Here is a 24,395-nt window from a genome sequence, read left to right as displayed (position 1 = left end):
GCCTTTGGCTGAAGAACTGAAGGTCTTTGGCTTTCGGGTGGGTGATCTCACGGGCGATTGTGAGGTCTGGCCAGACAACTGGCCGGCCTTCACCGTTTTCGAAGCGATGAGCACCCAGTGGCGGGTCGGCGCTTGCGGTGCTACCGGTCTGGACTACGGCGTCCTGCCGAGCGTTATCCGAATGTGTGGCGTGCCGGCTGCCTCCAGGCAAAGCATTTTCAGTGACATCCGGCAGATGGAGGCTGAGGCCCTGGCCGTAATGGCTGAACAGAGAGACAACAAATGAGCACTACCTTCGCTTCGCTTGGCATTGCGGTTGAGTCGTCTCAGGCGGTCAAGGCTGCCGATGACCTGGATAAACTGGTCGACGCGGCCGAAGGGGCAGAGAAGGCCGTCGATGACCTTGGCAAGGCTGGGGAGGGGCTGGCCAACACCGGCAAGAAAATCAGCCAAGCGGAGGCGGAGGCCGCCCAGAGCATCGATAAAGCGACCAGTGCGAAGGAACGTCAGGTCGAGGCCAGCCGCAAGGCCGGAACAAGCGCTGCCAGCGAGATTGCCATCATCAGCCAGCTCGACAGGGCGATGACCGGCAATATCGACAGCATGGAGAAGCTGGTCCAGGCGGAGGGATTGCTTGAGCGAGCCCGTAAAGGCGGCCTGGTCACCATTGAGCAGCAAGAGGCCTATCAGGAGCGCCTGGGCAAATCCTTCGACAAGATCGAGAAAGCCGAAGCCAAGGAGACGGCGCAGAAGCAGCGCCTGATTGACGCTGAGAACCGGCAGATCGAGGCACTGAAGCGCACGGTCAACAGTATCGATCCCCTGAATGTAAAGCTGGCCAAGCTGGAGGCGCAGGAAAAGGCCGCCCATGAGGCTTTCCGTCTTGGTGCAATCAACGCTGACCGCTACAGCGAGGCCTTGGCCAAGGTCGGAAAGGATCGCGCCGGCATCACCGCGACAGAGGGCGCATTCGACAAACTGAAGCTCGGCACCCGCCAGGCTCAAGAAAACGTCATGCAGCTGGCCAACGCCTTGCAGTCCGGGGATTGGGGGAGTGGTGTTCGCGCAGTTACGCAACTTGGTGCTGGAGCCGGGGCCAGTGCTGCAAGCCTTCTCGCGCTCGCGGCGCCTATCGCTCTTGTCACGGCCGCAATCGGTACTCTTGCCTACGCCTATTACAAGGGCAGCGAAGAGCAGGATGCTTACAACAAATCGCTGATCCTTACCGGAAACTATGCGGGCGTGAGTGCCGGGCAGTTGGGCGACATGGCGCGCCAGGTCAGTGCCACGGTTGGCACTACCGGGCAAGCGGCTGCGGTGCTGGCAATGCTGGCCGAAAACGGAAAGATTGCCGGCGAGAGCTTCACAGGCATCACCCAGGCAGCCGTGTCAATGCAGGAGGCTACAGGCAAAGCGGTGGGCGAGACAGTCGCCGAGTTCTCCAAGTTGGCCGACGACCCGGTGAAGGCCTCTGCAGCGCTGAACGAGCAGTATCACTACCTGACGGCCTCGGTTTACTCGCAGATCGCCGCGCTGGAAGAGCAGGGCGATCATGCTGGGGCCGTAAAGCTGGCAACAGAGCAATACGCTGATGCAATCAATGAGCGGACGCCGCGAATTTTGGAGAACCTGAGCTTCTGGGAGAAGGGCTACAACGCCGTGGCCCGTGCTGCGGATAATCTGAAGAACGTTGGCCGGCAGGACATCGGCAGCGATATAGAGCAGGCTCGGCTTAATCTGGCCAGGGCACAAGCTGGTGATATTGGCGCTTTCCAGAACAAGAAGGTGATGGTCGATTTCTACCAGAATCGCCTCAACATGCTGGAGGACCAGAAAGCTGCTGAGGAAGACATTGCCAAGTGGGAGAAAGAGCAAGCGAAGGCCCAGGGCGCCTCTGTCGACGCTATGGCAAAGGTCGATGCATTGGCGAAGTCGTCATGGACGAACGAGCAGAAGCGCACGGAAGCGGTAAAGGAGTACAAGCGCTGGCTCGACGACATTCGCAAGACTGATCCCAACGACAAGCGCCTGGACAAGGCTGTCGTTGATAAGAACATTGCGAACATCAACGACAAGTTCAAGGACGCGAAGACTGCCGCCGGCGCGGTAGACCTGACGGCCTTCAACACCTCGAAAAACAACCTTACCGGCATCCTGTCCGAGTACAAAAACGCCCAGAAGGAACTGGACGCAGCGCAGAAGGCTGGGCTGGTGTCCCAGGCCGACTACCTGCTCAAGCGTGAGGCCTTGATCGGCAATGAGCGCGACGAGGTCACAGCGGCCTATGAGGCGGAAATTGCGGCACTTGAGGCCGCCAAGGGTAAGGCCAGTACCTCTGCCGCCCAGCGCATCCAGTTGGACCAGAAGATCGCCGATGCCCGAGCCGCCATGGTCAAGGCTCAGCGGGATGCTGATACCGAACTGAGTGTGCTGGCCAAGAACGAAGAGGGCCGGCTGAAGAAGCAGGAACTGGCGGTCAAGACCTACACCAGCGCCCTGCAGCAGCAAGTCGATACTCTGCGCGAGCAGGGCATGCGTGCTGCCGCTGGCCTTGGCCAGGGTGATCGCCAGCGCGACCTGACCAACCAGCAGAACGCGATCGACGACCGCATCAACCAGCAGAAGCTGGACCTGGCCAACCAGTACGGCGATGGCTCCCGGGGCATGAGCCTCGACGAGTACACGCAGAAGCTGCAGGCGCTGGAGGACACCCAGCAGAAGCTGCACGACACAGTGGTCAGCAACTACGACGACATGACGGCAGCCCAGGGCGACTGGAGGAATGGAGCATCTTCAGCCTGGCAGAACTACCTCGAGTCGGCACGGGATGTTGCCGGCCAGACCAAAAGCCTGTTCACCAACGCCTTCGGCTCTATGGAAGACGCGATTGTGCAGTTCGCGATGACCGGGAAGCTGTCATTCGCTGACTTTGCGAAGTCGATCCTCGCAGATATGGCCAGGATTGCCACTCGCCAGGCCAGCTCCTCGGCACTGAGCTCGTTGTTCGGCATGGCAGCCTCTGCCGCTGGGTCGTACTTCGGCGGTGGGGCGGCCTCGGCCGGCTCAACGCAGGCCGGGTATACCGGGGTCGACTTCTCCAGCTATCAGGCCAACGGTGGCGGATGGGATGGCGGTGTCCAGTTTTTCAAGGATGGCGGCGCCTTCACGAACAGCATCGTGAGCAAGCCGACTGCTTTTGGGATGGCAGGCGGCAAGACCGGAGTTGTTGGCGAAGCCGGGCCCGAGGCGATTGTGCCGCTCGCCAGGACGTCAGGCGGCCAGCTGGGTATTCGAGCGTTGGGCGGCGCTTCAAGCTCAAGCAATAACCAGGTGGTGATTCAGCAGACTTTCAACGTCCCCGAAGGGAGCGGCGGGGCCAGCGAAGCGGACGGCCAGGTTCTGGCTCAGGCCTATGCCAAGTCCGCCAAGCAGGGCGCCCAAGAGCAGATCGCGAAGGACCTCCGGCCAGGAGGCCAGATCTACATGGCCATCAGGGGGCGTGGTTGATTGGCGTTGCCCGCTTCGGCGGGCTTTTTTATGCCTGGAGAAAATATGGCAACTGAAACCTTTACCTGGAAGCCGAACAACGATCCTGCGGCGACCATTGCGTTTCGAACCAAGTCGGCCAAGTTCGGCGATGGTTACGAGCAGCGGGCCCAGGACGGAATCAACAACCGCTCGCAGTCCTGGCCCCTGACGTTCACGGGCCAGAAGGCGCGCATCAAGGAGATTATGGCGTTCCTCGACCGGCATGCCGGCGCAACGCCTTTTTTTTGGTCTGACCCGCTGGGCGGTCAAATGCTCTATCGATGCTCCGAGTACCAACCCAAGGCCATGGGGGGCGATGCCTACACCCTGACCGCAACCTTCGAACAGGCATTTCACCCATGAGCATTCGGCTAATCGATGTAGGCGAGGAGGCGAACGACGAGACCGGCGACACGCTTCGTGACGGCGGGATCATCATTAACGAGAACTTCGCGGAGCTTGATACTCGCACAGCGGCAGCACAGACGAAGGCTGAGCAGGGTGTGGCGGACGCTGCTGCAGCCAAGGCCAAGGCGGATGCTGCAGTTCCTAGCGCAGCGCTGGGTGTTTCGGTGGCTCAGCTGGTCAGTGGAAAAGTTCCGGTGCCCCAGCTTCCGGAATTCGTTGAACCCGTTGCAGGCAAAGGGTTGTCGTCAAATGACTTCACAACCCCAGAAAAGACCAAGCTGGCGAGCATGGTTAATGCTGCCTCTTACGGTGTCGGCGCGCCCGCCCCCTTCCTGGATAACATCTATCAAGTGAAGGATGGCGGAATCACCTATTGGAACCAGTCGACAACCGGCAGACCGCCAGAAGGGGGACAGGGAAACCTGATTTCCATGACTGGCGGAAACAATGGCAGCGCATCGACTTTCATTGCGACATCGCTTAACGAGGACAAGGTTTTCTTCGGTCGAGTTAATGGCGCAACTCGTCCGCCATGGAAGCAATTCTTGCTTGCTGGTGATTTTGGAGTCGGCGCGAAGGATAACGCGCCCTGGCAAGGGGAAAATTTGAACCCGGACACGTTTCGCACGGGCGGGACGTTTTTGGGGCAATTTAATATCACCGGGTCCGGAACACCAGGGTATGCGTTAACAGGATTCCTTACTGTTTTCGGCGGGACCAATAGCTCTATTTGTTCTCAAACCTTCCAGTCGGCGGACTTAGGTCTGATTTACAGTCGCTCCCAGTCAGGAGGCGTCTGGAAGGCATGGGAGAGAGCGTTCGTCGAAACAATCACAAACGCCAACGGCACCGCCACAAAGTTTCCTGACGGAACCTTGATTTGCAGGTGGACAGCCTCGGCCAGGGATAGCGCCTCAAACCCTCAAGGCCAGCTATTTATAAGCACGGCAAGATTCCAGACATTTGCTGTGCCATTTGTCGGGGAAACGCCTACTGTTTCCCCTGCTTCGTCAGACCCAAATAATGCGCACTGCTGGGGTGTAGTTACTTCTGCCGGCGAGCTTACTCGTGTGCAGGTTGCGGTAATGTCAGCCGCCTCTAACGGGCAGGCACGCCCAGGTTACATTGCTGTCGGGAGGTGGCGATAATGGTCATTATTCAATTTTCTCCCGTGTGTACGGACGGGCTGCCCACTCTCAAATCGATTTCCATCGAGGGCTACGCCATCACCATCAACGGCGAGCTGTTCGACTTTTCGCCCCTTGAAAAAGGTTATGAGCTTTCGCCTGAGGCCATTGGCTCTGATCGGTTCGCCGACAAGGCTGTCATGTCCACTGACGGTGTTCTGGCAGTCACTCTGCTGATGCCCTACGACGAAGCGACTGCCACCCATGCCATTCGCTTTCCTGAGCCTGTGACAGTCACTGCAGACGGCCAGGTGGACATTCCCACCGATCATCCAGCACAACCTCCTGAGATCCCAACCATCGAAACTATCGAGGAAGACCATGGACTTCTCGCAGAGCAAGAAAACGTTCACTGAGCAGGATCATAGGGGGCAAGAGGCCAGGGAGTACCTGCAGCAAACTGACTGGCTTGTGGTACGCAAGCTGGAAACCGGCAAGGACATCCCGGCGGACATCGCAGAGAAGCGTGCCGAGGCGCGCAGTCTGATCTAACACAGCAGCACCCGACCACACCCGCCTAGAGCGGGATTTTTTTGCCTTGAGGAAACACGATGCCAATTACGGCCGATATCCAGACCCTGGAGCCTGGCGCGTGGGTGGGGCTTTTCGAGCTCGACGCTACCGCACTGGGCGCCGAGCTGTACCGCTTTCACGGCTACCCGCAGCAGTCGTCGATCTACTGGCAGGGCGAGGAGTATTCGCCCTGGCCAATCAAGGCCGAGGGCTTCGAAATGACAGGTCAGGGCGCCCAGCCTATGCCGACCCTGTCTGTCGGCAACGTTGGCGGGTTCATCACGGCCCTGGTGCTGTACTTCGAGGATCTGGTGGGGGCGAAGCTGATCCGGCACCGGACCCTGGGCAAGTACCTGGACGGCCAGCCCGAGGCGGATCCGGAAGAAGAGCTGCCACCGGACATCTGGTACGTCGAGCGAAAGGCGGCTGAGAACAACGAAACGGTGCAGTTTGAGCTGGCCTCGGCCCTGGACTTCGCCGGTGTGCAGCTGCCGCGCCGGCAGATCGTGGCCAACGTCTGCTGGTGGCTCAGCTGCGGCGGCTATCGCGGGCCCTACTGCGGCTACAACGGCGGCCCCGTGGCCGATGAGAACGACATCATCGTCACCGACGCCTCCAAGGATAAATGCGGCGGCCGCCTGAGCAGCTGCAAACTGCGCTTCGGCGAGAACAACCCCCTGCCTTACGGCTCATTCCCGGCCGCAGGCCTGCTTCGGAGCTGACCATGAACAAGTCCACCCGCGCCGCCATTGAGCGGCATGCGCTGGCTGAGTACCCGCGCGAGTGCTGCGGCCTGGTGATTCGTGAGGGGCGAAAGGAGGTCTATGTGCCTTGCCGCAACACGGCCTCGACGCCCAGCGAGCACTTCCGCCTTTCGCCGGAGGACTTCGCGGCAGCCGAGGACCGCGGCCAGGTGCTGGCGGTCGTGCATAGCCATCCAGACTACCCAGCAGCACCCAGCGAGGCGGATCGCGTCTCCTGCGAGGCCTCCGGGTTTCCCTGGCATATCCTTGAGATCCGCAAGGGTGATGACGAACAGGTGCGCCCAGGCGAGCTTGTGAGCTTCACGCCTGAGGGCTACCAGGCCCCGCTGATCGGCCGCAAGTTCGCCCACGGCGTGCACGACTGCTTGAGCATCATCCTCGACTTCTACTGCCGTGAAATGGGCATCGACCTGGGCCAGTACGAACGGGAAGACGGCTGGTGGGAGAAGGGCGGGAACTTGTACCTGGAGAACCTGCCCGCGGCCGGATTCAGCCAGGTCAGTGCGCCGCAGCACGGCGACATCGTGCTGATGCAGATCCGGTCGAAGGTGCCGAACCACGCCGGGGTATACCTGGCCGATGGCGTTCTAAAGACCGAGCCCCAGCACTTCCCGGCGCCGGGGTCGATTCTGCATCACCTCTACAACCGGGACAGCAAGCGGGACACCTACGGCGGGTACTGGCGAGAGGTGACCGTCAGCTACTGGCGGCACATGACAAGCAATCTCACAAACACGGCATAGCGGATAGCACTCTGTCGCGCTATCCCTTCAGCGAGTACATTTTTTTTAACTGTGCTGGTGTCAGCGGAGGAAGTTTCTGCGTTCGCCTGACCCCGATCCGTTTATTTTCGGTGTGCACGTTGAGCGGATAGTAACTCGCACCATACTCAAAATTGCCTTCGCAGGTTTGCACAAGCCATGCGCCGAAGCGTATGCCGTTGTTTCCGAAGGTAGATAGGTACTCATCCAACCGACTCACACAACCGTCTTGGAAGTCCGCTTTTATCAGATGCTCCCATTCTTGGGAGACTTCGTCATTGGCAGCGCCGGCAGTTGAGACCAGCAAAAAGATGAGGGCAAGCGCTACTTGGCTCGGTGAGGGCATGACGGCAAGTCCTTTGCGTCTACAAGGGGAGGCAGGCGTCCATTTAACAACAGGTTTCCAGCGACGCAAAGCCAGCCTCCCGCTCGGCTTTTTCGTTTCAAGCATCCTGGATGCTATCGTCTGCCGATCTCACAAGGAGCGGAAAACATGCGGATTTTGATTGCGGGGGTGGCGTTGGTGCTGCTGGCGGGGTGCTCGACACCGTCTGATTTGATGTCAGGAAATCCGGTCAGTACCCACATTTCCACGAAAAATCCCAAGGAAATAGGACTCTGTGTGTATCCCGCATGGCAAGACTACAGGCCCACATCGGTGATGAGCGAGACCCAAAATGGGTATCGGATTGTTGCTGGAACCGACTCCGGCCAAACCGATGATGTTTTGAATATTGAGCTTGCTCAGCAGGGTAAGGGGAGCATCGTTAAGCTCTACCAGAGAGCTTCGTGGTCGCAGATTGGCCGGGGCGGTCTCATCCCCTCGTTGAACAGGTGTTTGTGAACGCCGAATACTCAAGCCGCCTACGGGCGGTTTTTTTACGTCTGGAGAAAATATGCCTACTGAAAAGATGCAAATCGTCCTGCTATCTGGCTCCTTGGCCAGGCTGTTTGGCCGTCGGCACAGAATGATCACCCGCGGAGGCTGGCGGGACATCATGGGGTATTTCAAGCAGTTCCCTGGCTTTGAAAAACACATGGCCGAAAGCTCGAGCAAAGGACTGCGCTATGCGATTTTCAATGGCAAGGAGAATGTCTCCGAAGATGACCTAGGGAAGCCAACAGGGCGAGACGTGATCAGGATCGTGCCGGTCATTGCAGGATCGAAGCGCGCGGGCCTCTTGCAGACGATCGTGGGGGCGGTTCTGATTGCTGCTTCCTTCATTCCTGGATTTCAAGGGCTGGCCCCAGCAGGTATTGCCTTGGTCGCTGGCGGTGTGATCCAGATGCTCAGCCCCCAAGCCAAAGGCCTGGGCACCCAGGACAGCCCCAATAACCGACCCAGCTACAGCTTCAACGGCGCCGTGAACACCAGCGTCCAGGGCAACCCTGTCCCGCTGCTCTACGGCCGGATGATCGTCGGCAGCGCGGTGATCAGCGCCGGGATCTACTCCGAAGACCAGATGTGAATCGAACCTGACACCAGGCCCGCCATGAGCGGGTTTTTTTTCGCCTGAAGGAAAGCCATGAACCAGCAAATTACCGGCAGCAAGGGCGGCGAGTCGAAGCCGCGGCCGTCCGTTGAGGCCCCCGATAGCCTGCAGAGCACCGCCTATGCGCGGATCCTCGACCTGGTGAGCGAGGGCGAGATCCAGGGCCTGGTCGCGGGTGAGCGCTCGGTCTATCTCGACGAGACTCCGCTGGCCAATGCCGACGGCACCCGGAATTTCAGCGGCGTCACGATGGACGCACGCACCGGTAGCCAGGATCAGCTGCATATCCCGGGCTTTCCAGCGGTCGAAAGCGAGATCGCGGTGGGTGTTGAGCTGAAGTATGGCCAGCCCTGGGTTCGCGCCGTGCAGAACCTGCAGCTATCTGCCGTGCGCGTGCGCTTGTCCACCCCGCGCCTGGCCCAGACCAATACCAGCAACGGCGACACCAACGGCTACACCGTGCAGTACAAGATCGAGGTTTCCACCGACGGCGGGCCCTATGTGCAGGTGCTGGCCTCGGCGTTCAGCGGCAAGACCTCGACGAAGTACGAGCGCTCCCACCGGGTGGACCTGCCGCCGGCGAGCAGTAACTGGCAGATTCGCGTTACCCGCCTGACGCCGAACAGCACCTCTGGCGCTATTGCGGACAAGACGAACATCGACGCGATCACCGAGGTCATCGACGCCAAGCTGCGCTACCCGGGTTCCGCTGTCGTCGGCCTGCAGTTCGATGCCTCGCAGTTCCAGGCGATCCCCACCCGGTCCTTCGACTTGCGCGGCCGCATTATTCGCGTGCCGAGCAATTACGACCCGGAAAGCCGGCAGTACTCCGGCGTCTGGGATGGTTCGTTCAAGTTAGCCTGGACTGATAACCCGGCCTGGATCTTCTATGACCTACTGCTGCACTTCCGCTATGGCCTGGGCCACCTGCTGAACGAAGGTCAGGTCGACCGGTGGGAGCTGTACCGCATAGGCCAGTACTGCGATCAGTTGGTGCCGGACGGGAAGGGCGGCCAGGAACCGCGGTTCACCTGCAACCTGTTCTTGCAGACCCGCTCCAACGCGCTGGACGTGCTGCAGGACCTGGCCACGACCTTTCGAGGCATGTCCTACTGGGCCGCCGGCTCGGTCATGGCTATTGCCGACATACCCGAGGACCCGGTTTACACCTACTCGAACGCCAACGTGATCGACGGCAAGTTCGGTTACTTCGGCTCGGCGAAGAAGACCCGCTACACCGTGGCCCTGGTGAGCTGGAACGATCCGGCCGACTTCTACCGGCAGAAAGTCGAGTACGTCGACGACCAGGCCGGTATCGCCCGCTACGGGATCCAGCAGACCGAGATCACCGCCACCGGTTGCACTTCCCAGGCCCAGGCGCAGCGCATCGGCAAGTGGGCGCTGCTCACCAACCGCCTGGAAACCGAAAGCGTGGGGTTCTCTGTGGGCCTGGACGGCACCCTGGCGCGCCCCGGGCAAATTATCCGCATTGCGGACAATGATCGGGCAGGGCGCCGCATTGGTGGGCGCCTGCGCTCTTCCACGCTCGATAGCCTGGTACTGGATGCCGACGTGAAGGCATACCCCGGCGACACCATCACAGTGATCATGCCCACGGGCACTGCTGTCTCCCGCAAGATCAAATCGGTCGGGTATCCGCTGACCTGGGACCGCAAGGGAATCAAGTGGTCGAGTGGTCGCGTGACGATGGATACCACCGGGTTTCCTGCTGAAGTCCAGCAGGTGGTGCTGGAGAAGAAGCTGGATGAATTGCCGCCTCAGCATTCGATGTGGGCGATTGACTCGACAACCCTGGCCACCCAGCTGTTCCGTGTGATGTCGGTGGCGGAGGATTTCTCCGACTCGGAGATCAAGTTCACGATCAGCGCGGTACGCCACAACGCGAGCAAGTATGGCGCAATCGACAACGGCACGCGCATCGAGCGGCCACCGGTGACGGTGATCCCGCCGAGCGTCCAGCGGCCGCCGAGCAACGTTCGAGTGAGCAATGACCACTTCGTTGACCAGGGCAGCGCGGTCAGCGTCATGACGATTGAGTGGGATAAGCCAGAAGCGGCGATCGCCTACGAGGTTTACTGGCGCAAGAACGATGGCGACTGGATCTTTGCCGGCCGCACGGGCACCACGTCCATCGATGTGAGCGGGATCTACGCGGGGCGGTATGTGGCCAAGGTGCGGGCCATCAACTCGCTCGACATCGGGTCGGTGTTCGCGACCTCAGTCGAGACTTTGCTGAACGGCAAGACCACACCGCCGCCGGTGCCGTCGTCCTTCACCGCCGAATCGATCGTGTTCGGCATCAAGTTGGCCTGGGGCATCCCGGCTGGAGTCACCACCGCGGATCTGCAGCGGACCGAGATCTGGTACAGCCAGACCAATCAGGTGGCCACGGCGACCAAGTTCGGCGACTACGCCTATCCGCAGACCGACCTGACCATCATGGGCTTGGCTGCTGGCGTGCGGTTCTTCTTCTGGGCCCGGCTGGTGGACCGCATCGGCAACGTCGGGGCGTTCTACGGGCCGGTGATGGGGCAGTCCTCCGCCGATGCCGGCGTGATCCTTGAGTACCTGAACGACCAGATCACCGAGACGCAGTTGAGCCAGCACCTGCTGGAAAAGATCGACTCGGGTGGCGGTGCGTCGGTTGAGGTCGAGCAGATCAAGACAGAGCTCGCTGCGATGTACTCAATCAAGACTCAGCTCACCGTGGACAATAAGCCATACCTGGCCGGTATTGGTGTTGGCGTGGAGAACAACGAAGGGATCATCACCAGCCAGGTGCTGATCGCCGCAAGCCGATTTGCAATCGTCGATCCAAACGCTGCGGAGGTCTACTACCCGTTTGTTGTTCAGAACAATGCCGCCTATATCGACACCGCGTTCATCAAGAACGGATCTATCGACATGCTAAAAATCGGAAAAAATTTGACATCCAGCAACTATGAAGCAGGTGTTTCCGGGTGGGCGTTCCTGCCCGATGGAACTTTCCAGATGATGGGTAATACCCCAGGTGGAAGTAAGTTGATTATTAATAATAGCGGCATATTAATTTACTATGCTAATGGCGTTAAGGCTATTGACCTTAGTTTGGATGCAACATAATGGCAGCAGGACTAATTACCCGTAATGCTGCCGGGAACATAACAGCTAATATGACCAAGAAGATGGTCCAGGTTGAAGGTTCGGTTGTAACTAATAAAGTTGACGGATCAATAAACATATCGCTTCCAGCAGGTAGAGAGTATTTCTATACGGTCATATCCCTTGAGAACTCGCAGAAGACACAAGGGAAGATCCCAGGTGTGACGCTCACTCAAAACCGACTTGAATGGGCTTACCGCATACCCTCTGGATTTATAATCAATGCGGAAATCTTCTATGGGTACTACTGATGGGCGCTACAGCTTTAATCGTCCGAGACAACAGCGGGTCGATACTCTATGACACGTCAAAAGCCATTTATGGCCTGATAAAGAGCGGGCCTGTCGAGTTCATAGGGTCATGGAATAAACTCTCACCAAATGGAGGTTATAGTGTTTACACAGACTTTATATATAAGTTTGAGGTCGAGGGCGCCTTAAGTCCTATCTTATTTACGAACGGTGCCTGTGCAAAGCCTGTTCAGTCGCGAGAGGGTAACAAGTCAGTGTTCTATTTCGCTGGCCCAGTTGCGAACTTAAAGGTTTATTGCTTTGATATCATGAGACCGATACTTAGCGGTCCAGCCCTGAAGACGCGAGCCGAGAGTGGGCGATTCACTTTCAACAGCTTGCAGTGGCCGCTGAACGTTATAGGCACAACTGTGCCTCCACCCTCCACTGGTGTCGGTGCAGATGGAAGACTCAACCCTTTCACAGGCGGTAGGCAGTTCCTAATCTCTGACGAAATCTTCCCAAATCGTCAAGCGGCATCGGCAGGCGCAGAGTTCAGAGTGAGTCTCGACCCTTCAAAAAACTATGCAGCTTACATACCCTGGTCCAGGAGCGTAGAATGGGTCTTGTGGGACCCTGGCACCGGCTGGACGAACCCTGCCGTTAGATCATCGGCTGAGGAGGGTTGTTGTGGTGGTCTTGGGTATGTAGCACACTACATGTGGACCACACCAGAAAATACATATGATAGGGTCGATGTAAGGACTAGGCCAGGGTTCTTCAATATCTTAAATGACAGGCGACCACGATCAGCTTATATTGACGTGGCAGAATACCCGTATCCATTTAACCCACAGTTGTAACGATAGCTTGTGAATGCACCCGCCCTGAGCGGGCTTTTTTTTGCCTGGAGAAAACGAATGCCGATCACAGAGCAGCAGCTGCTGCAGATCCTCCCCAACGCCGGCGCTAAAGCCGGCGTTTTTGTTCCTGCTCTAAATGCGGCCATGAGCAAGTACGCGATCATCACCCGCCTGCGTGTAGCTGCGTTCATCGCGCAGATCGGCCACGAGTCCGGCCAGCTGCAATGGGTGCGCGAGCTGGGCAGCGACCAGTACCTGAGCAAGTACGACACTGGCACCCTGGCCAAGCGCTTGGGCAACACACCCGAGGCGGACGGCGACGGGCAGAAGTACCGAGGCAGGGGACTGATTCAGGTCACCGGCCGGACCAACTATGAAGCCTGTAGCAAAGCTCTGTTCAGCGATGCTCGACTACTCAACACCCCTGAGCTGTTGGAGAGCCCTGTCTATGCCGCGATGTCGGCGGGTTGGTTCTGGCAGCGGGCGGGGTTGAACACTCTGGCTGATAAGGGCGACTTCCTCACAATCACCAAGCGCATTAATGGCGGGACCAACGGCTTGGCGGATCGCGAGGCGCTGTATCAGCGTGCGTTGAAGGTGCTGTCATGAAGGCCCCGGGCTGGCTGTTGCCGGTTCTGGCCCTGGTGCTGGGGCTCGCCCTGGGCGGTTGGCTCGCCTGGATGTGGCAGGCGAACACTTACGGCAAGGCACTGGCCGAACAGGCCAAAGCGTACAGCACGGACCGCGAGCAGGCCGCTACGACGGTGATCAACTGGCAGGGAGAGCAGCAGGACGCCCGCCGGGCGCTTGAGGACCGCCTGCAAGAAAGCGAAGAAACCCACTATAAGGAATTGCGCGATGCTCAATCGAACCAGGTTCGCCTGCGTGACAAGCTTGCTACTACTGAGCTGCGGTTGTCAGTCCTCCTTGCCAGCACCGCCACGGGTGGTGGCGGTGGGTTGCCAGCCACCGCCGGCACCTGCGGCGTGGTTCATGGAGGCGCGCGAGCCGAACTTGACCCAGCGGCTGCTCAACGAATTGTCGCCATCACCGGAGACGGTGACCAGGGACTGATCGCGCTGCGGGCTTGCCAGGGTTACGTGCGAGAAATGATCCGAAAATAGGCCGGCCTGCAAGTGGCGGTCGCCTGGGCCCAAAGCCGCCCATTGAGTGGCTGAAGCCCTTTATTTGCAAGGGTTTCACCCCTGGCCCATGTAGCGGGTAGAGCGGCCTGTAAGGTATGATTTCCTCGGCCTTTTTTCCTGAGGAACAACTACTTGAACCCTATAACTATCGCCCTCCTGATCATAACGCTCGCTACCGGCGCAATAGCCTGGAATCTTTTCAGCACTCTTAATGACCTCAATGTGAGCGCTTCGTCGTGTCTGAGACTGGAAGGTGTCGAGCAGGATCGCTGCTTCAAAGAAGTAGGTCGGAAGGCGGAATCTGTTTCCGTTATTGCGAAGGCGTTGAGCCGATAAGATTGGGGGAGTTTTGGGGGAATAAGTCCCCCAAAGCATGTTGAAGTCATGCTGTGCCATGATTGGTTGACAAAGTTTAGCGGTGAAAACGGATTCGAAATCCGTTGTTTGCGGCTCATGACATGTATCGCTATACAGGTTCAATCAGTTCCGCCCCATGATTCCTTACATTACCCACCGCAGCGCTGACCCTGAACCACTCGAATTCTTCGGCTGCTTCTCCCTGGTGTAGAGCCATCAGTTCTGCGCGCTCCTTCGGCGTGGCCGGGTCGAGCCATTCCCGGGCCAGGTCAGGGGCCAGGACCACCGGCCGGCGGTCGTGAATATCGACCATGCCGCCCTGTGCGTCGGCGGTGATGATCACAAACCCGTCGTGCTCGCCCTGGTCCGGGTCGGGCAGCTGTCCGATTGAGGCGCAGAGGATGGGGGAGTGGTCGCGGTGACGAATCAGGTAGGGCTGCTTCTTCGGGCCGCCTTCGTCCACCCATTCAAACCAGTTATCGATCGGGCAGATAGCGCGGTGTGGCCAGATCTGGCGGAAGAAAGGCCCGTGAGCCACTTTTTCGACGCGGGCATTTATCGGCGCGGCGCGGTCGGTGGCCCAGTGCGGCCGCCACCCCCAGCGCACGGCGTCGGCGTGTAGTTTTTCTTCGGCGACGTGGAAGAGGGCGAGCTGCATCGTTGGTGCTGCGTTGTAGCGCCCCAGGGGCTGATCACCGACGTTATTTATCAGGGCCCCGGGCATGCTCAGGGCTGCGACGAAGTCGTGGATGCCGCGGTATTGCGAGAGTCTTCCGCACATGGCTGTGTCCTCGGTTGCTCTCAGCGTAGCTTTCCGCGTGCGCCGGCGGGTATCTGTCGGCGCAGATCCTCGTTCGCCCGGTCCTTGCTCCGAACACTCAGTTCAAGGTCGCTGACCTGCTTTCGCAACAATGCAGCTTCTCCGGCCTTTTCACGCAGACGGGCGAGGGCCTCGTCGCGGTCCTTCTCGGTCTGCGCCTGCATGTTGACCAGCTTGTAGATGTTTTCCCGGGCTGCGCGCAGCTGCCGGTTCAGCTCTGCCACTTCATTTTCCAGCAGCAGGATGTGCTGCTTGCAGGTTTCCAGGGGTGTGGGGATGCCCAGCCAATCGGCTGTGTCGTCTTCTTTGTGCACGGTACTGCCTTACCCATGATTACTGTATCTATATACAGTATTTTGGATTGGCGGTATTTTGCTAGGACTAGGCGACAGACGTTGCTGTTTTTGCATGGGCTCCGTGGAGTGCTTTGTGCTCCTTCACGACATGCTTATGTTGAAACGTGCGGTCGCTCACTAGAAATGGTTTAGATAAGTGGTCGTGACCTAACGGCCGCGTTTGCTGTCTGAGCGAAAGGCTTTCATAAATTCGGTTGACGAATTAACCAATCGTGTTAATCTGGAACAGAGATGGGGAAATCACCATCTCTTCGGAGGTAGGTATGTTGACAGAAATCGGAAAATTTTTGAGGAAGGTAAGGATAGATAGAAACCTTTTGCTCAAGGATATGGCCCTTGGGCTAGAAGTCAGTCCTGCATATTTGTCCACCGTAGAGACAGGCAAGAAGTCTTTTAACGATGATTTCGTTAAAAAGATCGCCAATTATTTAGGCTTTTTACCTGGATCTAGGGACTACGAAGAACTTGAAGACGCTGTGATTCGTACGCGAGGACAGGTGCAGGTCCCTTTCAATGGAATGACGCAAAGGCATCAGGAGGTTGCTATGGCTTTTTCGAGACAGTTTGAAGAAATGAAAACAACAGAGCTAGATCAGATTTTGGCTGTGTTGACGAGAGTGAAAAAATGAAGAGGTAAGCTTATGAGTGGGCCGCGTTGTGAAGTGCCTCCGCTAAGCGGAGCTCAAATTGCGCAGCTCGCCGAGTCAATTCGGCGAGATATGCAGATCAAGACCGACGATTTTCCTCTTATCCAATTTCTTGAGCTGGTTATGCCCAGACTCTTTCCTGACTTTGCATTAGAAGCAGGCTTGATGAGTGAAATGGGGGCGAATCATGGTCTGACGATCCCCGCTGAGAATGTCATTAGGCTCAGAGAGGATGTTTATGAGGGGCTGTATCAAGGGAAGGGAAGGGATAGATTTACCGCGGCTCATGAACTAGGCCATTACATCATGCATCGAAAGGTGCCTATCGTTTTCCATCGACAAGAGCATGGTCGACTAGAGGCATATCGAGATAGTGAATGGCAGGCAAATACATTTGCTGGGGATTTGCTTATGCCCCGATCATTGATGATTCGATGCAATAGCATTGAAGAGGTGGTTCATCGCTTTGGGGTTAGCTCCCAGGCAGCGATGGTACAGAACAAGAAGCTGAGTCGATTTGGAATGAAGATTTTGATGTGAGAGAAGTTGGCGCTTCGATCACGTCGGTGAGCTTTGGAGAAGGGGCTCGCCCTTGCAGTGCAGCTGCGACGGAGATGTTAGTCATTTCCAAGCAGATGGCAAGAAAAAAATTTCCTTCTGCTAGGGAGGTGACTATGAACGATGCCTAAAAAGCCAGCCCCAAAGGGGTTTCGTTGGGTATTTTGCCGCTATCGTCGAGTGAAGAACTCGCAGCGTGTACTCGACGCGTGGGAGTACGGTCATGAAGCCTGGTGCTTCTTGGTCCGTTGCTGAGCCCGCGAACACTGCTCCTAGACTAACAAGGAGACAGAAGCAAAAAAGCTCAAGAAGTGCTTCTAACACTTCTTGAGCCCTTGGTGAGGTGAAAGAGGGTCTACCGAACCACCCTGATCACTACACAGATGTCTTGGGGAAGACGTCCGGAGTGTAGTTGTGGTCTTGGATCAGGGCAAGCTAAAACCTTCCAGCCTTCAATAGGGGAGGGCCGACCATGGCTTACTCAACTACGAAAGGAGTGTTTGTGCATCGCTATCTCCGCTACCGGCTTGGTCGGTGGGAGAGTGTTTGCCAGCACTGGCGTTCGCATCCGGGGCAATTGACCCTGTTCTAAAAGGAAATGTGACTGGGGTTCCACTCGGGCCCCAGTTGCTTCTTTCCCCGTAGGCGAGGGGGCTTTTAACGCGAAAGCCTGTAGGGACTTTTGCGGGGATAGGTGAAACCATGTTGAACATCGTTAGGCGTCGATTGCAGTGGGCGCCTACGTAATGTGCTGATGTTTAAAGCTTTTTATGGTTTATGCCAGCATGGGGTGCTAGGGGTCGAGTGTTCGAATCACTCCGTCCCGACCATATTTTTCAATGACTTAGCCGCTTTCGAGCGGCTTTGTTGTTTCTGTCATCGTGACTTTCCGAGTGGCCCTGGCCTTTCTCTTCATGCTTCCCTCCTTTTCAGAATCGTCAGCGCTGGTGCGCGCGAGTCGGTTGCTTATACCTTGTTTGTCGCCTCGATGAGCTGATCCAGTTTTGCTGCCGAGTAGTGACTGGCGATGTTTCCGTTCTTGTGGCCGAGCAATACCTTTCGATCTTCCTCTGTCACGCCCGCGGCACGCACCTTCTCCCAAAGGTGTGCTTCAGGTCGTGAATGCGGATCCTGTTAAAGCCATCATGCGCCGGCCGCAGGAACTTCTCCTGCCACTTCTTCGCCGCCCGGCCCCAGGCCTTCTTCCAGGCTGAGTCATTCATGCGGTGCACCGTCGTTTCATTCCTCTCGCCATCAGGCTTGTCAGCGGGAACACGTAGAGTGGATGCTTTCCGCGCTGCTTCTCGATCACCGACTTGAACACATCATTCAAAACGATCAGGCGTTCGTCTCGGTTTTTCACGCCAGACCTGGCGCCCCTACTCCCAAATCCGGCCGGTATTAGAAATACGCTCGTTCCCAGCTCCGGTACCGCAATCTCCCAATTCCGCTGAAGCTTGCACACCTCTTGCGCTTGGCAACCCGTTTTGACCTTGAATATTGCCATGGTTTGCAGATGCGCCGGCAGCTCAGCGAACAAAATCGATTGTTCTTCCCACGAAAGCGGTTAGCGCTTCCGGCTGTTTGTTCGCTCATCAAGCAATGAAATCATCGGCACCACGTCGAGTGGCGGCCGGCGCTCCTCATCTCGCCATTTCCGCGCACAGAGGTTCAGCACACAGATTACCCGCTGAAGGGCTATGTTTACTGTTCTGTCGGTGACCGGCTTCCCTACTGCCGGACTCAGCTTCGACTGGATGTATGGCACTAGTGCATCGTCATCGATGTGGGTCAGCGGCATATTGCTAATGAACTGGTCGAGCTGCTCCATGTACGTGGCCGAAATGTGGATGGAGGCCTGATCCTTCATCTCTAACAGGAAGCGAGTTGCTGCCCTCCCCCAGCTCCTGACCCGCCTAACTCCATATACTTTCTGCTGGCGCAATTGCTCCAGCTTGTGGATCAGATACTGCTCTGCTTCGGCGCAGTCACAAGTGTCAGTGCTCTCCTGAATTCGTTCTCCTCTGTACTTTTTGTCGATCTCCTAGGTGCCGTTCGGCATTTGCTGGAGGCCTGTGATTGCTTTTTGGGCCACGGCAATTCTCCTTTCTTCTTACCCTGGCTCACTGCGGGGCCGATTGTTGTCCTGATTGGCTGCTTTTACAATTGCCCGAGACTTGACGTAGGCCTCTACCCAGGCGTCAAGTTCCAGGCAATCAAACCCAATGTCTTGCTTTCAGATTGAGAATTCTTGGACGAAAAGACGCATAGTCTTGTTGAATTCATCCAAGAACATGCCCAAGTACGCAGGGGCTTTCATGGTTCGGATAAGGCGGGGAGGTACGGCTAGTTCTGCACTCACGTCTTACCCCTTTGTCCAGGGCGGCGTCGATGGTATGGCGGAGGCCGCCATCATCAATGTCACACGGCAGTGCAGTTGAATAGGCCGAGCATTGAGCTGGTTGCTGCGGCTGCCCTGATTGACCCTATGGAGTTGGAGGTCGGTAAGGGCCGGCAGTGCATCAGCATCAATGGCGCGCTGGATCAGTACGGCCCCAAAAAGAGCGTCGAGATCATCAGTGAAATCCGCATGGGCTCGGCCCTGGGTGGGGCGTCCGACCAAATCAGCCGCCGGCTGACCTCGCTGGGCGTCCAGCAGCGCGATCAGACACAGCCCCAACAATGATCAACCACATCGCCACCACGGCGCGCGTGGAAGCGCTCAAGGACAACGACGACATCCTCAAGGGGATGCGTCGGATCGCCATCTTGGATAGTCGCACCACGTGGTTCTGCATGAGCATCGATCAGTCCATCATCCCGCTGAATGGGCCAAAGCCGCCGTATCTCTGGCGTTGCCGGACCACAGTCACTCCGGTGCCGAAGGACTAGTTCGCCCGGGTGATCCCTGGATCAACTCGACCATCGGTCAGTCCGGACGGGGTCGAGCAGGTGAGCAGCAAGACCAGCTACAGCGAGTGACTCGCCAGGCAGCCGGTATCTTTCCAAGAGGATGTGTTGGGCCCGGCGCGCTACATGCTTTTTAATAAAGGCGAGCTGACTATCGGCCGGTTCGTCGATGACGACGGGAAGACGTTGACCCAGAAAGAGCTGCGCGAGCGCGAGCCGATAGCGTTTGATAAGGTTTTTGGGTCGTAAGAGAAGGAGTGCGCAACTGTGGATTAGGCATGACCTTGGTTGAACCAAGCGGACGCAATCTTCTGGTCGTGAGCGACTGGGTGTTTCTCACAGTACTCCTTCGCTTTGTCATAAATGATCTCCAAGCAGTTCACGCTGCGGGAGTAGGGGAGGATCTGTGCTTCCAGGATCGCCTGTTCACGCTGGAAATCTGGTCCGGCATCAGGCGATGCCTGGTTGAAGTGGACTGCGCGGAAAAGTCCGGTATCGACGAGCTGGTCCGTTACCTCGTTCACCGCTTGCATCGTGTTGCGGTACGACTCGGAGATGAAGCAGGTGCGAATAAGCGCCTCTAAGGATAAGAGCTCTCGACCTTCGAACTCGCGAAGCGGCTTAGCCCGCTTGTTGATCAGAGGACTCTGGATCCCACAACGTATCCAGTACTCAACGAACCGCGGCAGATCAATGGCAGCGCTTGCTCCGGCGTTGGGCAGTAGGATCGAGAGTGTTATTTGGTGATCGGTGTCACTTTCAGGCTCTGCTTACAGAGCGCCGAACACGTCAGCGTACTCAGCGTACGGCACGACGGCAAAAATTGGCTGGCCATCCTCCTCGAGAATGAATTGGTGTTTAGACATTTCTGATTACCTCTCTATTTAAGTTAAAGGAGCATATAGTTATCACTCAGTGAGAGAAATATATCGCTACCTGAGCACTCCTTCAGGCGAAATTCAACTCATCTAGTAACAGGGTCGGCCAACTGTCGGCCTTTTTGTTCCTGCAAGCAGGACCTGCTCAACGTCTCTGGGAGACACCAATGACCTTGAATTTCCAACTGGACAGACTTGAAGGCGTCGACGAAACCATTCAGGCCCTGTACGTCAAGAAGGGCGGCAACTTCGTCCTCTGCATTGAGGGCCTACCCCAGCCTGGAGACGTTTCTGGCCTCAAGGCCAAGGTCGACGAGCTGCTCGGCGAGAAGAAAACTGCTCAGAAGAAGGGGCGCGAAGCCGAAGAAGCGGCACGTCTCGAACGAGAAGAGCTCGCCCGCAAATCTGGCAACGTCGAGGAACTTCAACGTCCTGGTCCGAGAAGTACGCCCGCCGCGAAGCAGACCGGCCAACTCGAAAGTACCAATAGCACTCTGCGAGGCCAGATCCGGGATCTGACTGTGGGCCGTACCGCTACCGAGATCGCTGCCACGCTGGCCATTCCAGGTGGCGCCAAGGCGTTGCTCCCCCACATCGAACGCCGGCTGAGCGTCGAGCAGCGCGACGGTGAACCTACTGTTGTCGTGCTGGATGCGGTCGGCAATCTCCCGGCGGCAACGCTGGACGAGCTCAAAGCAGAATTCACCAACGATCCGTCCTTCGGTCCGCTGATCGCTGGCAGCAAAGCATCAGGTGGCGCGAGCGGTGCTGGAAAGGGCGGCGGGGCCGTAAAAGGAAACATCTGCGGCACCAAAGAGGAACGCACGGCGGCATTAGCCAGCTGGTTCCCAGACCTTCCATTGAAATACGAAAAAGCCCCCATGTCCCTGTCGCAAATGCAGGTTTTCAACGAGTACACCATGCAAGCCATGCTGGAGACGCTGGACCTGATGCTCGTTACGTTCAACACCGCCAGCCGCGGCGCAATCATCCTAAACCCGGAAAGGGTCAGCCACCAAAGCAAGAGGCAAAGGGGCAGACCAAAACAGTCGCTCAAATGGTTCAAGATGCCCTGAATCAAATCGACGGAAACAATGACGCCAAGACGAAGAAGCCTAAAGCTGAAAGCGGCCTTGCCAGCAAAATGAAAGCAGCTCAGTCGGCATTTGACGGGCTGTACAAAGCTGCCCCGCCTGCCAAGTTCGCGCTTCAGGAGTACGTTGAGACGCAGGGGCAACTGTCCATTCTGCTGTCGAAAGGAAAGATTACCCAGGGTGAATATAACCAAGCTCTAGCCCAGGTATCAGTCAACTATGCAGCTGCCATCAAGGGCGCCCAAAGACTGACACAGGCTGAGCAATATGGTCGCATGCTGATGGGGTATGGTGCCGCACGGGCAGTAATCGCCGACATGCAGCCCCTGCCATAGAAAAGCATCACTGCTCGCACAATGCCGACGAGCTGATTAAATTCTCCTCAGGTCGCTACGCAAGCTCCTAAGTACGCGGTGCAGAGCAATATCTTCAGCATGGTCGGTAATATCTCTGTTTCTACTGACTCGCTGCTAAACTAAACAGTATTTATAAACCTGCCTGAAGTGTTCCACCCTGAAGTTGAGTCGATGTTTTCGGTTCCTATTGCGCCTTCAACTTGGGTTCCTAAAGGCAACGTCTTTCTTGTCGTGAATAATACAGGAGAAGTACAGGTGTATGGCGCCGCTGCTGTAGCCAGATTTATCTATCTGAGCAACGTAAGCTATTCAGTCGTAAAATAAAAAGGCCGCTGTCGCGGCCTTTTTTTACTTTGAAAGTATTCCTGGTTCGTTAGATTTAGCCCATTCCACAAATATCTCTCCAAGTCTCATGCTGGAAAACTCTGAGATATGCCCTTCATCCCTAAAAACTGGCATTCCCTCTATTATCCCTGAGCACTTTCCGTCCTTGCATACAAGGTCTTTTTGATCGAAGAATTTTGTTCTGTGACTGGACTTCAATACCTCTTCAATAATCGGAGCGTATCCAGAGTTTATTTCTGTGTATTTTTCATATGGAAGAGAGCAGTCGTTAATAGGCTCGCTGAATGGGCGAGAGAAACATGCCTTCGGGCTGTATCCAAGCTCAATGTGAGGAATGAAAACTATAACGATAACACCTTTTTTATCTAGATCTTTTATGTAGGACGCTAGCCTTTTTCCATATTCAATGTCAGGGTTTGGAGATAGTCCATCTATTATGGCGTATTTTACTGTGCCGGATTTATCTATGATTTCGTTTATTAGTTTCTTCTGCTTCAACGGACGATCACCATAGCAGGGGTGAGTTTGAGCAACCTCACCTTCTGGAGTTATGTCTAATCTTGCTGGGTCACAAGTGCCAATAGAAAGAACCGTCTGATGTTGTATATCTGGATTTTTCGCTATGCCTGGGAAAAGTTGGTTGGCATAACTGGTACCAATTAGCATAACCGTTGGAGATTCGTCTCGACTTTGCATGCAGAACCACCAACCATAATCCGCAGAATCAGAGAATGGGTATCGCGCCATGCAGGTCTCGTTTTTAGTGTACGCCCAAAGCGGGCCTACGAACTGAGTGAAAACATTATTCAGATGACGCGCCATGCTCCTTTCTGGAAGGCCAGCGCTGGCGTACGTGTAGTAGCCAGTGAGCCCAATAGCAAGCATCATCATGCTCAGAACGACTGTTCTGATTCTGCTTGATACGTTTTTCAGAGGGGTTTCAATCAATCGATATGTGAGCCATGCGAGAACTATAGATGCTCCTATTGCATACCATCTAGTTTCTACAGAAGGAGTTCCGCTTTCAATTATTCGCAAGTAAGAAAGGATGGGCCAATGCCAAAGATAAAGTGGGAAGCTGATAAGCCCGACTTTAACCAATGCCTTGCTGGCTAGAAAGTGTTTGTTCAAAAATGCACGTGGCCCAGCAGCGATAATCAACACGGATCCAAGTACTGGCAGGGAGGCCCACCATCCAGGGAATATATTGTCTTTTGTTACATTGAAAAATGCATAAGCTAATAGTGCAATACCAGTTGCTGATGACAGATTTCTAATGGCAACAGTCGATTCACTTCGGAACTTGACGATAAGTTCTTGCCTGCTAAGGTTTGAATATGCTAATAAGGCTCCGGCTAGAAGCTCCCAGAAGCGCGTGTGTGGAGAATAGAATACAGAAATAGCATCATTTTTTATGAATGTAACGTTTGTTGTGAATGATAGGGCGGCAAGCACTATCGTTAGTGCTAATATGTTGAATCGTAACCTCCATGCGCCCCATAGGGCCAGTGGCCATATTAGGTAAAACTGCTCCTCAATTCCTAGTGACCATAGGTGAAGAAGTATCTTTGTGTCTGAAGATTGGTCAAAGTATCCACTTTCATTTAGAAGTGCGAAGTTTGAAACAAAGGCTGTGCCTGCCGCTATGTGCTTTCCAAGCTGCATTAGTTCTTCAGGGAGTAGAGATATCAACCCAAAAGCCCATGATGCGACTAAAACCACAAACAGGGCTGGAAAAATCCTGTTTACCCGCCTGCTGTAAAATGTTTTGAAGCTAAAGCTATTGTTTTTTAGACTTTCAATGATAATGCTGCTAATAAGAAATCCTGAAATAACAAAAAAACATCAACCCCTACAAATCCGCCTTTAATTAATTCAGGGAAAGCATGAAAGAAAACCACCGAAAGAACGGCGATTGCACGCATCCCATCGATATCTGGGCGGTACTTAGGATGACTAAGGTGAGACTCCGCTTTGACGACAGGTGATTCAGATAGCAACGTCATTGTTTCTTATGGCT

At 56.1% G+C, this 24,395-nt stretch carries 23 protein-coding genes and 3 pseudogenes; 20 read left to right on the top strand and 6 right to left on the bottom strand.

Annotated features, from left to right (window positions below; translation table 11 throughout):
* The first annotated feature begins 37 nt into the window (after positions 1-37).
* The 8 genes from KCG88_RS24120 to KCG88_RS24085 are packed head-to-tail and all read left to right on the top strand — an operon-like array spanning position 38 to position 7,143.
* Positions 38-286 carry a DUF1799 domain-containing protein gene (locus tag KCG88_RS24120; RefSeq protein WP_210713383.1) on the top strand — a complete coding sequence of 83 codons (249 nt, stop codon included), beginning with the start codon at positions 38-40 and terminating at the stop codon, positions 284-286.
* The gene (locus tag KCG88_RS24115; protein WP_210713273.1) at positions 283-3,507 is read left to right on the top strand and encodes a phage tail tape measure protein; all 3,225 of its coding nucleotides are present in this window, start codon (positions 283-285) and stop codon (positions 3,505-3,507) included. Before KCG88_RS24120 ends, KCG88_RS24115 begins: the two co-directional genes overlap by 4 nt.
* Positions 3,508-3,552: 45 nt before the next feature.
* Entirely contained in the window at positions 3,553-3,891 is a 339-nt protein-coding gene (locus KCG88_RS24110; RefSeq protein ID WP_210713272.1) for a phage tail protein, read from the top strand.
* Positions 3,888-5,084 carry a pyocin knob domain-containing protein gene (locus KCG88_RS24105; protein ID WP_210713271.1) on the top strand — a complete coding sequence of 399 codons (1,197 nt, stop codon included), beginning with the start codon at positions 3,888-3,890 and terminating at the stop codon, positions 5,082-5,084. Before KCG88_RS24110 ends, KCG88_RS24105 begins: the two co-directional genes overlap by 4 nt.
* Positions 5,084-5,479, top strand: coding sequence for a hypothetical protein (locus tag KCG88_RS24100; RefSeq protein WP_210713270.1), 396 nt, complete (start codon positions 5,084-5,086; stop codon positions 5,477-5,479). Before KCG88_RS24105 ends, KCG88_RS24100 begins: the two co-directional genes overlap by 1 nt.
* A complete protein-coding gene (locus tag KCG88_RS24095) occupies positions 5,445-5,615 on the top strand; it encodes a hypothetical protein (protein ID WP_183001620.1) in 171 nt (56 codons plus the stop codon). The genes KCG88_RS24100 and KCG88_RS24095 overlap by 35 nt, the downstream gene beginning before the upstream one ends.
* A gap of 59 nt (positions 5,616-5,674) precedes the next feature.
* The gene (locus KCG88_RS24090; protein WP_210713269.1) at positions 5,675-6,358 is read left to right on the top strand and encodes a phage minor tail protein L; all 684 of its coding nucleotides are present in this window, start codon (positions 5,675-5,677) and stop codon (positions 6,356-6,358) included.
* 2 nt (positions 6,359-6,360) lie between these two features.
* Complete coding sequence (locus tag KCG88_RS24085; protein ID WP_210713268.1) at positions 6,361-7,143, top strand: C40 family peptidase; 783 nt, start codon at positions 6,361-6,363, stop codon at positions 7,141-7,143.
* A 19-nt stretch (positions 7,144-7,162) separates the two neighbouring features.
* On the opposite strand, the gene KCG88_RS24080 is transcribed toward KCG88_RS24085, so the two are convergent.
* Positions 7,163-7,507 (bottom strand): hypothetical protein, encoded by a 345-nt coding sequence (locus KCG88_RS24080; protein WP_210713267.1) that lies wholly within the window; start codon positions 7,505-7,507, stop codon positions 7,163-7,165.
* A gap of 147 nt (positions 7,508-7,654) precedes the next feature.
* Between KCG88_RS24080 and KCG88_RS24075 the strand changes: the two genes are divergently transcribed.
* The 5 genes from KCG88_RS24075 to KCG88_RS24055 all read left to right on the top strand — a co-directional run bounded on the left by KCG88_RS24075 (position 7,655) and on the right by KCG88_RS24055 (position 14,033).
* Positions 7,655-8,005: a hypothetical protein gene (locus KCG88_RS24075; protein WP_210713266.1), complete on the top strand. Its 351-nt coding sequence runs from the start codon at positions 7,655-7,657 to the stop codon at positions 8,003-8,005.
* Positions 8,006-8,057: 52 nt separating this feature from the next.
* Entirely contained in the window at positions 8,058-8,630 is a 573-nt protein-coding gene (locus tag KCG88_RS24070) for a tail assembly protein (RefSeq protein ID WP_210713265.1), read from the top strand.
* Between the two features lie 57 nt (positions 8,631-8,687).
* Positions 8,688-11,777, top strand: coding sequence for a host specificity protein J (locus tag KCG88_RS24065; RefSeq protein ID WP_210713264.1), 3,090 nt, complete (start codon positions 8,688-8,690; stop codon positions 11,775-11,777).
* A 1,189-nt stretch (positions 11,778-12,966) separates the two neighbouring features.
* Positions 12,967-13,518: a glycoside hydrolase family 19 protein gene (locus tag KCG88_RS24060; protein WP_210713263.1), complete on the top strand. Its 552-nt coding sequence runs from the start codon at positions 12,967-12,969 to the stop codon at positions 13,516-13,518.
* Positions 13,515-14,033 (top strand): lysis system i-spanin subunit Rz, encoded by a 519-nt coding sequence (locus KCG88_RS24055; protein WP_210713262.1) that lies wholly within the window; start codon positions 13,515-13,517, stop codon positions 14,031-14,033. The genes KCG88_RS24060 and KCG88_RS24055 overlap by 4 nt, the downstream gene beginning before the upstream one ends.
* A gap of 487 nt (positions 14,034-14,520) precedes the next feature.
* On the opposite strand, the gene KCG88_RS24050 is transcribed toward KCG88_RS24055, so the two are convergent.
* Both KCG88_RS24050 and KCG88_RS24045 read right to left on the bottom strand, forming a co-directional pair.
* The gene (locus KCG88_RS24050; protein ID WP_210713261.1) at positions 14,521-15,192 is read right to left on the bottom strand and encodes an SOS response-associated peptidase family protein; all 672 of its coding nucleotides are present in this window, start codon (positions 15,190-15,192) and stop codon (positions 14,521-14,523) included.
* Between the two features lie 20 nt (positions 15,193-15,212).
* Positions 15,213-15,545, bottom strand: coding sequence for a hypothetical protein (locus tag KCG88_RS24045; RefSeq protein WP_210713260.1), 333 nt, complete (start codon positions 15,543-15,545; stop codon positions 15,213-15,215).
* Between the two features lie 305 nt (positions 15,546-15,850).
* Here KCG88_RS24045 and KCG88_RS24040 point away from each other — a divergent pair, with 305 nt between their 5' ends.
* Positions 15,851-16,216 carry a helix-turn-helix transcriptional regulator gene (locus KCG88_RS24040; RefSeq protein WP_210713259.1) on the top strand — a complete coding sequence of 122 codons (366 nt, stop codon included), beginning with the start codon at positions 15,851-15,853 and terminating at the stop codon, positions 16,214-16,216.
* Between the two features lie 12 nt (positions 16,217-16,228).
* Positions 16,229-16,774 (top strand): ImmA/IrrE family metallo-endopeptidase, encoded by a 546-nt coding sequence (locus KCG88_RS24035; RefSeq protein WP_210713258.1) that lies wholly within the window; start codon positions 16,229-16,231, stop codon positions 16,772-16,774.
* A gap of 984 nt (positions 16,775-17,758) precedes the next feature.
* Here KCG88_RS24035 and KCG88_RS24030 read toward each other — a convergent pair.
* Positions 17,759-18,833: pseudogene (locus tag KCG88_RS24030) on the bottom strand (tyrosine-type recombinase/integrase).
* Between the two features lie 384 nt (positions 18,834-19,217).
* Here KCG88_RS24030 and KCG88_RS24025 point away from each other — a divergent pair.
* From KCG88_RS24025 to KCG88_RS24010, 5 genes and pseudogenes are all read left to right on the top strand, one after another.
* Positions 19,218-19,951 (top strand): annotated as a pseudogene (locus KCG88_RS24025) (phage head morphogenesis protein); the annotation flags it as partial.
* Between the two features lie 29 nt (positions 19,952-19,980).
* Entirely contained in the window at positions 19,981-20,286 is a 306-nt protein-coding gene (locus tag KCG88_RS24020) for a hypothetical protein (protein WP_210713257.1), read from the top strand.
* A gap of 461 nt (positions 20,287-20,747) precedes the next feature.
* Positions 20,748-21,440 (top strand): annotated as a pseudogene (locus KCG88_RS24015) (hypothetical protein); the annotation flags it as partial.
* 21 nt (positions 21,441-21,461) lie between these two features.
* On the top strand, positions 21,462-21,656 hold the full coding sequence (locus KCG88_RS31155; RefSeq protein WP_318654539.1) for a major capsid protein: 195 nt from the start codon (positions 21,462-21,464) through the stop codon (positions 21,654-21,656).
* A complete protein-coding gene (locus KCG88_RS24010) occupies positions 21,638-22,009 on the top strand; it encodes a hypothetical protein (protein WP_210713389.1) in 372 nt (123 codons plus the stop codon). The genes KCG88_RS31155 and KCG88_RS24010 overlap by 19 nt, the downstream gene beginning before the upstream one ends.
* Before the next feature lie 369 nt (positions 22,010-22,378).
* Here KCG88_RS24010 and KCG88_RS31205 read toward each other — a convergent pair whose 3' ends face one another.
* Entirely contained in the window at positions 22,379-24,178 is a 1,800-nt protein-coding gene (locus tag KCG88_RS31205) for an acyltransferase family protein (protein ID WP_348984538.1), read from the bottom strand.
* Positions 24,166-24,381 carry a hypothetical protein gene (locus KCG88_RS24000; RefSeq protein WP_210713256.1) on the bottom strand — a complete coding sequence of 72 codons (216 nt, stop codon included), beginning with the start codon at positions 24,379-24,381 and terminating at the stop codon, positions 24,166-24,168. Before KCG88_RS24000 ends, KCG88_RS31205 begins: the two co-directional genes overlap by 13 nt.
* Positions 24,382-24,395: the final 14 nt, after the last annotated feature.

The organism is Pseudomonas sp. MWU349, from assembly GCF_017947325.1.
Taxonomy (GTDB): domain Bacteria; phylum Pseudomonadota; class Gammaproteobacteria; order Pseudomonadales; family Pseudomonadaceae; genus Aquipseudomonas; species Aquipseudomonas protegens.
Note: the sequence above shows the minus strand (reverse complement) of the source record. Positions and strands in the feature narration are given on the sequence as shown.

Coding starts and splice junctions, on each gene's coding strand:
- KCG88_RS24010 (WP_210713389.1), top strand. CDS start 21,638: ATGGTTCAAGATGCCCTGAATCAAATCGACGGAAACAATGACGCCAAG.
- KCG88_RS24070 (WP_210713265.1), top strand. CDS start 8,058: ATGCCTACTGAAAAGATGCAAATCGTCCTGCTATCTGGCTCCTTGGCC.
- KCG88_RS24055 (WP_210713262.1), top strand. CDS start 13,515: ATGAAGGCCCCGGGCTGGCTGTTGCCGGTTCTGGCCCTGGTGCTGGGG.
- KCG88_RS24050 (WP_210713261.1), bottom strand. CDS start 15,192: ATGTGCGGAAGACTCTCGCAATACCGCGGCATCCACGACTTCGTCGCA.
- KCG88_RS24080 (WP_210713267.1), bottom strand. CDS start 7,507: ATGCCCTCACCGAGCCAAGTAGCGCTTGCCCTCATCTTTTTGCTGGTC.
- KCG88_RS24105 (WP_210713271.1), top strand. CDS start 3,888: ATGAGCATTCGGCTAATCGATGTAGGCGAGGAGGCGAACGACGAGACC.
- KCG88_RS24065 (WP_210713264.1), top strand. CDS start 8,688: ATGAACCAGCAAATTACCGGCAGCAAGGGCGGCGAGTCGAAGCCGCGG.
- KCG88_RS24090 (WP_210713269.1), top strand. CDS start 5,675: ATGCCAATTACGGCCGATATCCAGACCCTGGAGCCTGGCGCGTGGGTG.
- KCG88_RS24075 (WP_210713266.1), top strand. CDS start 7,655: ATGCGGATTTTGATTGCGGGGGTGGCGTTGGTGCTGCTGGCGGGGTGC.
- KCG88_RS24100 (WP_210713270.1), top strand. CDS start 5,084: ATGGTCATTATTCAATTTTCTCCCGTGTGTACGGACGGGCTGCCCACT.
- KCG88_RS24060 (WP_210713263.1), top strand. CDS start 12,967: ATGCCGATCACAGAGCAGCAGCTGCTGCAGATCCTCCCCAACGCCGGC.
- KCG88_RS24040 (WP_210713259.1), top strand. CDS start 15,851: ATGTTGACAGAAATCGGAAAATTTTTGAGGAAGGTAAGGATAGATAGA.
- KCG88_RS24085 (WP_210713268.1), top strand. CDS start 6,361: ATGAACAAGTCCACCCGCGCCGCCATTGAGCGGCATGCGCTGGCTGAG.
- KCG88_RS24110 (WP_210713272.1), top strand. CDS start 3,553: ATGGCAACTGAAACCTTTACCTGGAAGCCGAACAACGATCCTGCGGCG.
- KCG88_RS24020 (WP_210713257.1), top strand. CDS start 19,981: ATGACCTTGGTTGAACCAAGCGGACGCAATCTTCTGGTCGTGAGCGAC.
- KCG88_RS31155 (WP_318654539.1), top strand. CDS start 21,462: ATGTCCCTGTCGCAAATGCAGGTTTTCAACGAGTACACCATGCAAGCC.
- KCG88_RS24095 (WP_183001620.1), top strand. CDS start 5,445: ATGGACTTCTCGCAGAGCAAGAAAACGTTCACTGAGCAGGATCATAGG.
- KCG88_RS24000 (WP_210713256.1), bottom strand. CDS start 24,381: ATGACGTTGCTATCTGAATCACCTGTCGTCAAAGCGGAGTCTCACCTT.
- KCG88_RS24035 (WP_210713258.1), top strand. CDS start 16,229: ATGAGTGGGCCGCGTTGTGAAGTGCCTCCGCTAAGCGGAGCTCAAATT.
- KCG88_RS24115 (WP_210713273.1), top strand. CDS start 283: ATGAGCACTACCTTCGCTTCGCTTGGCATTGCGGTTGAGTCGTCTCAG.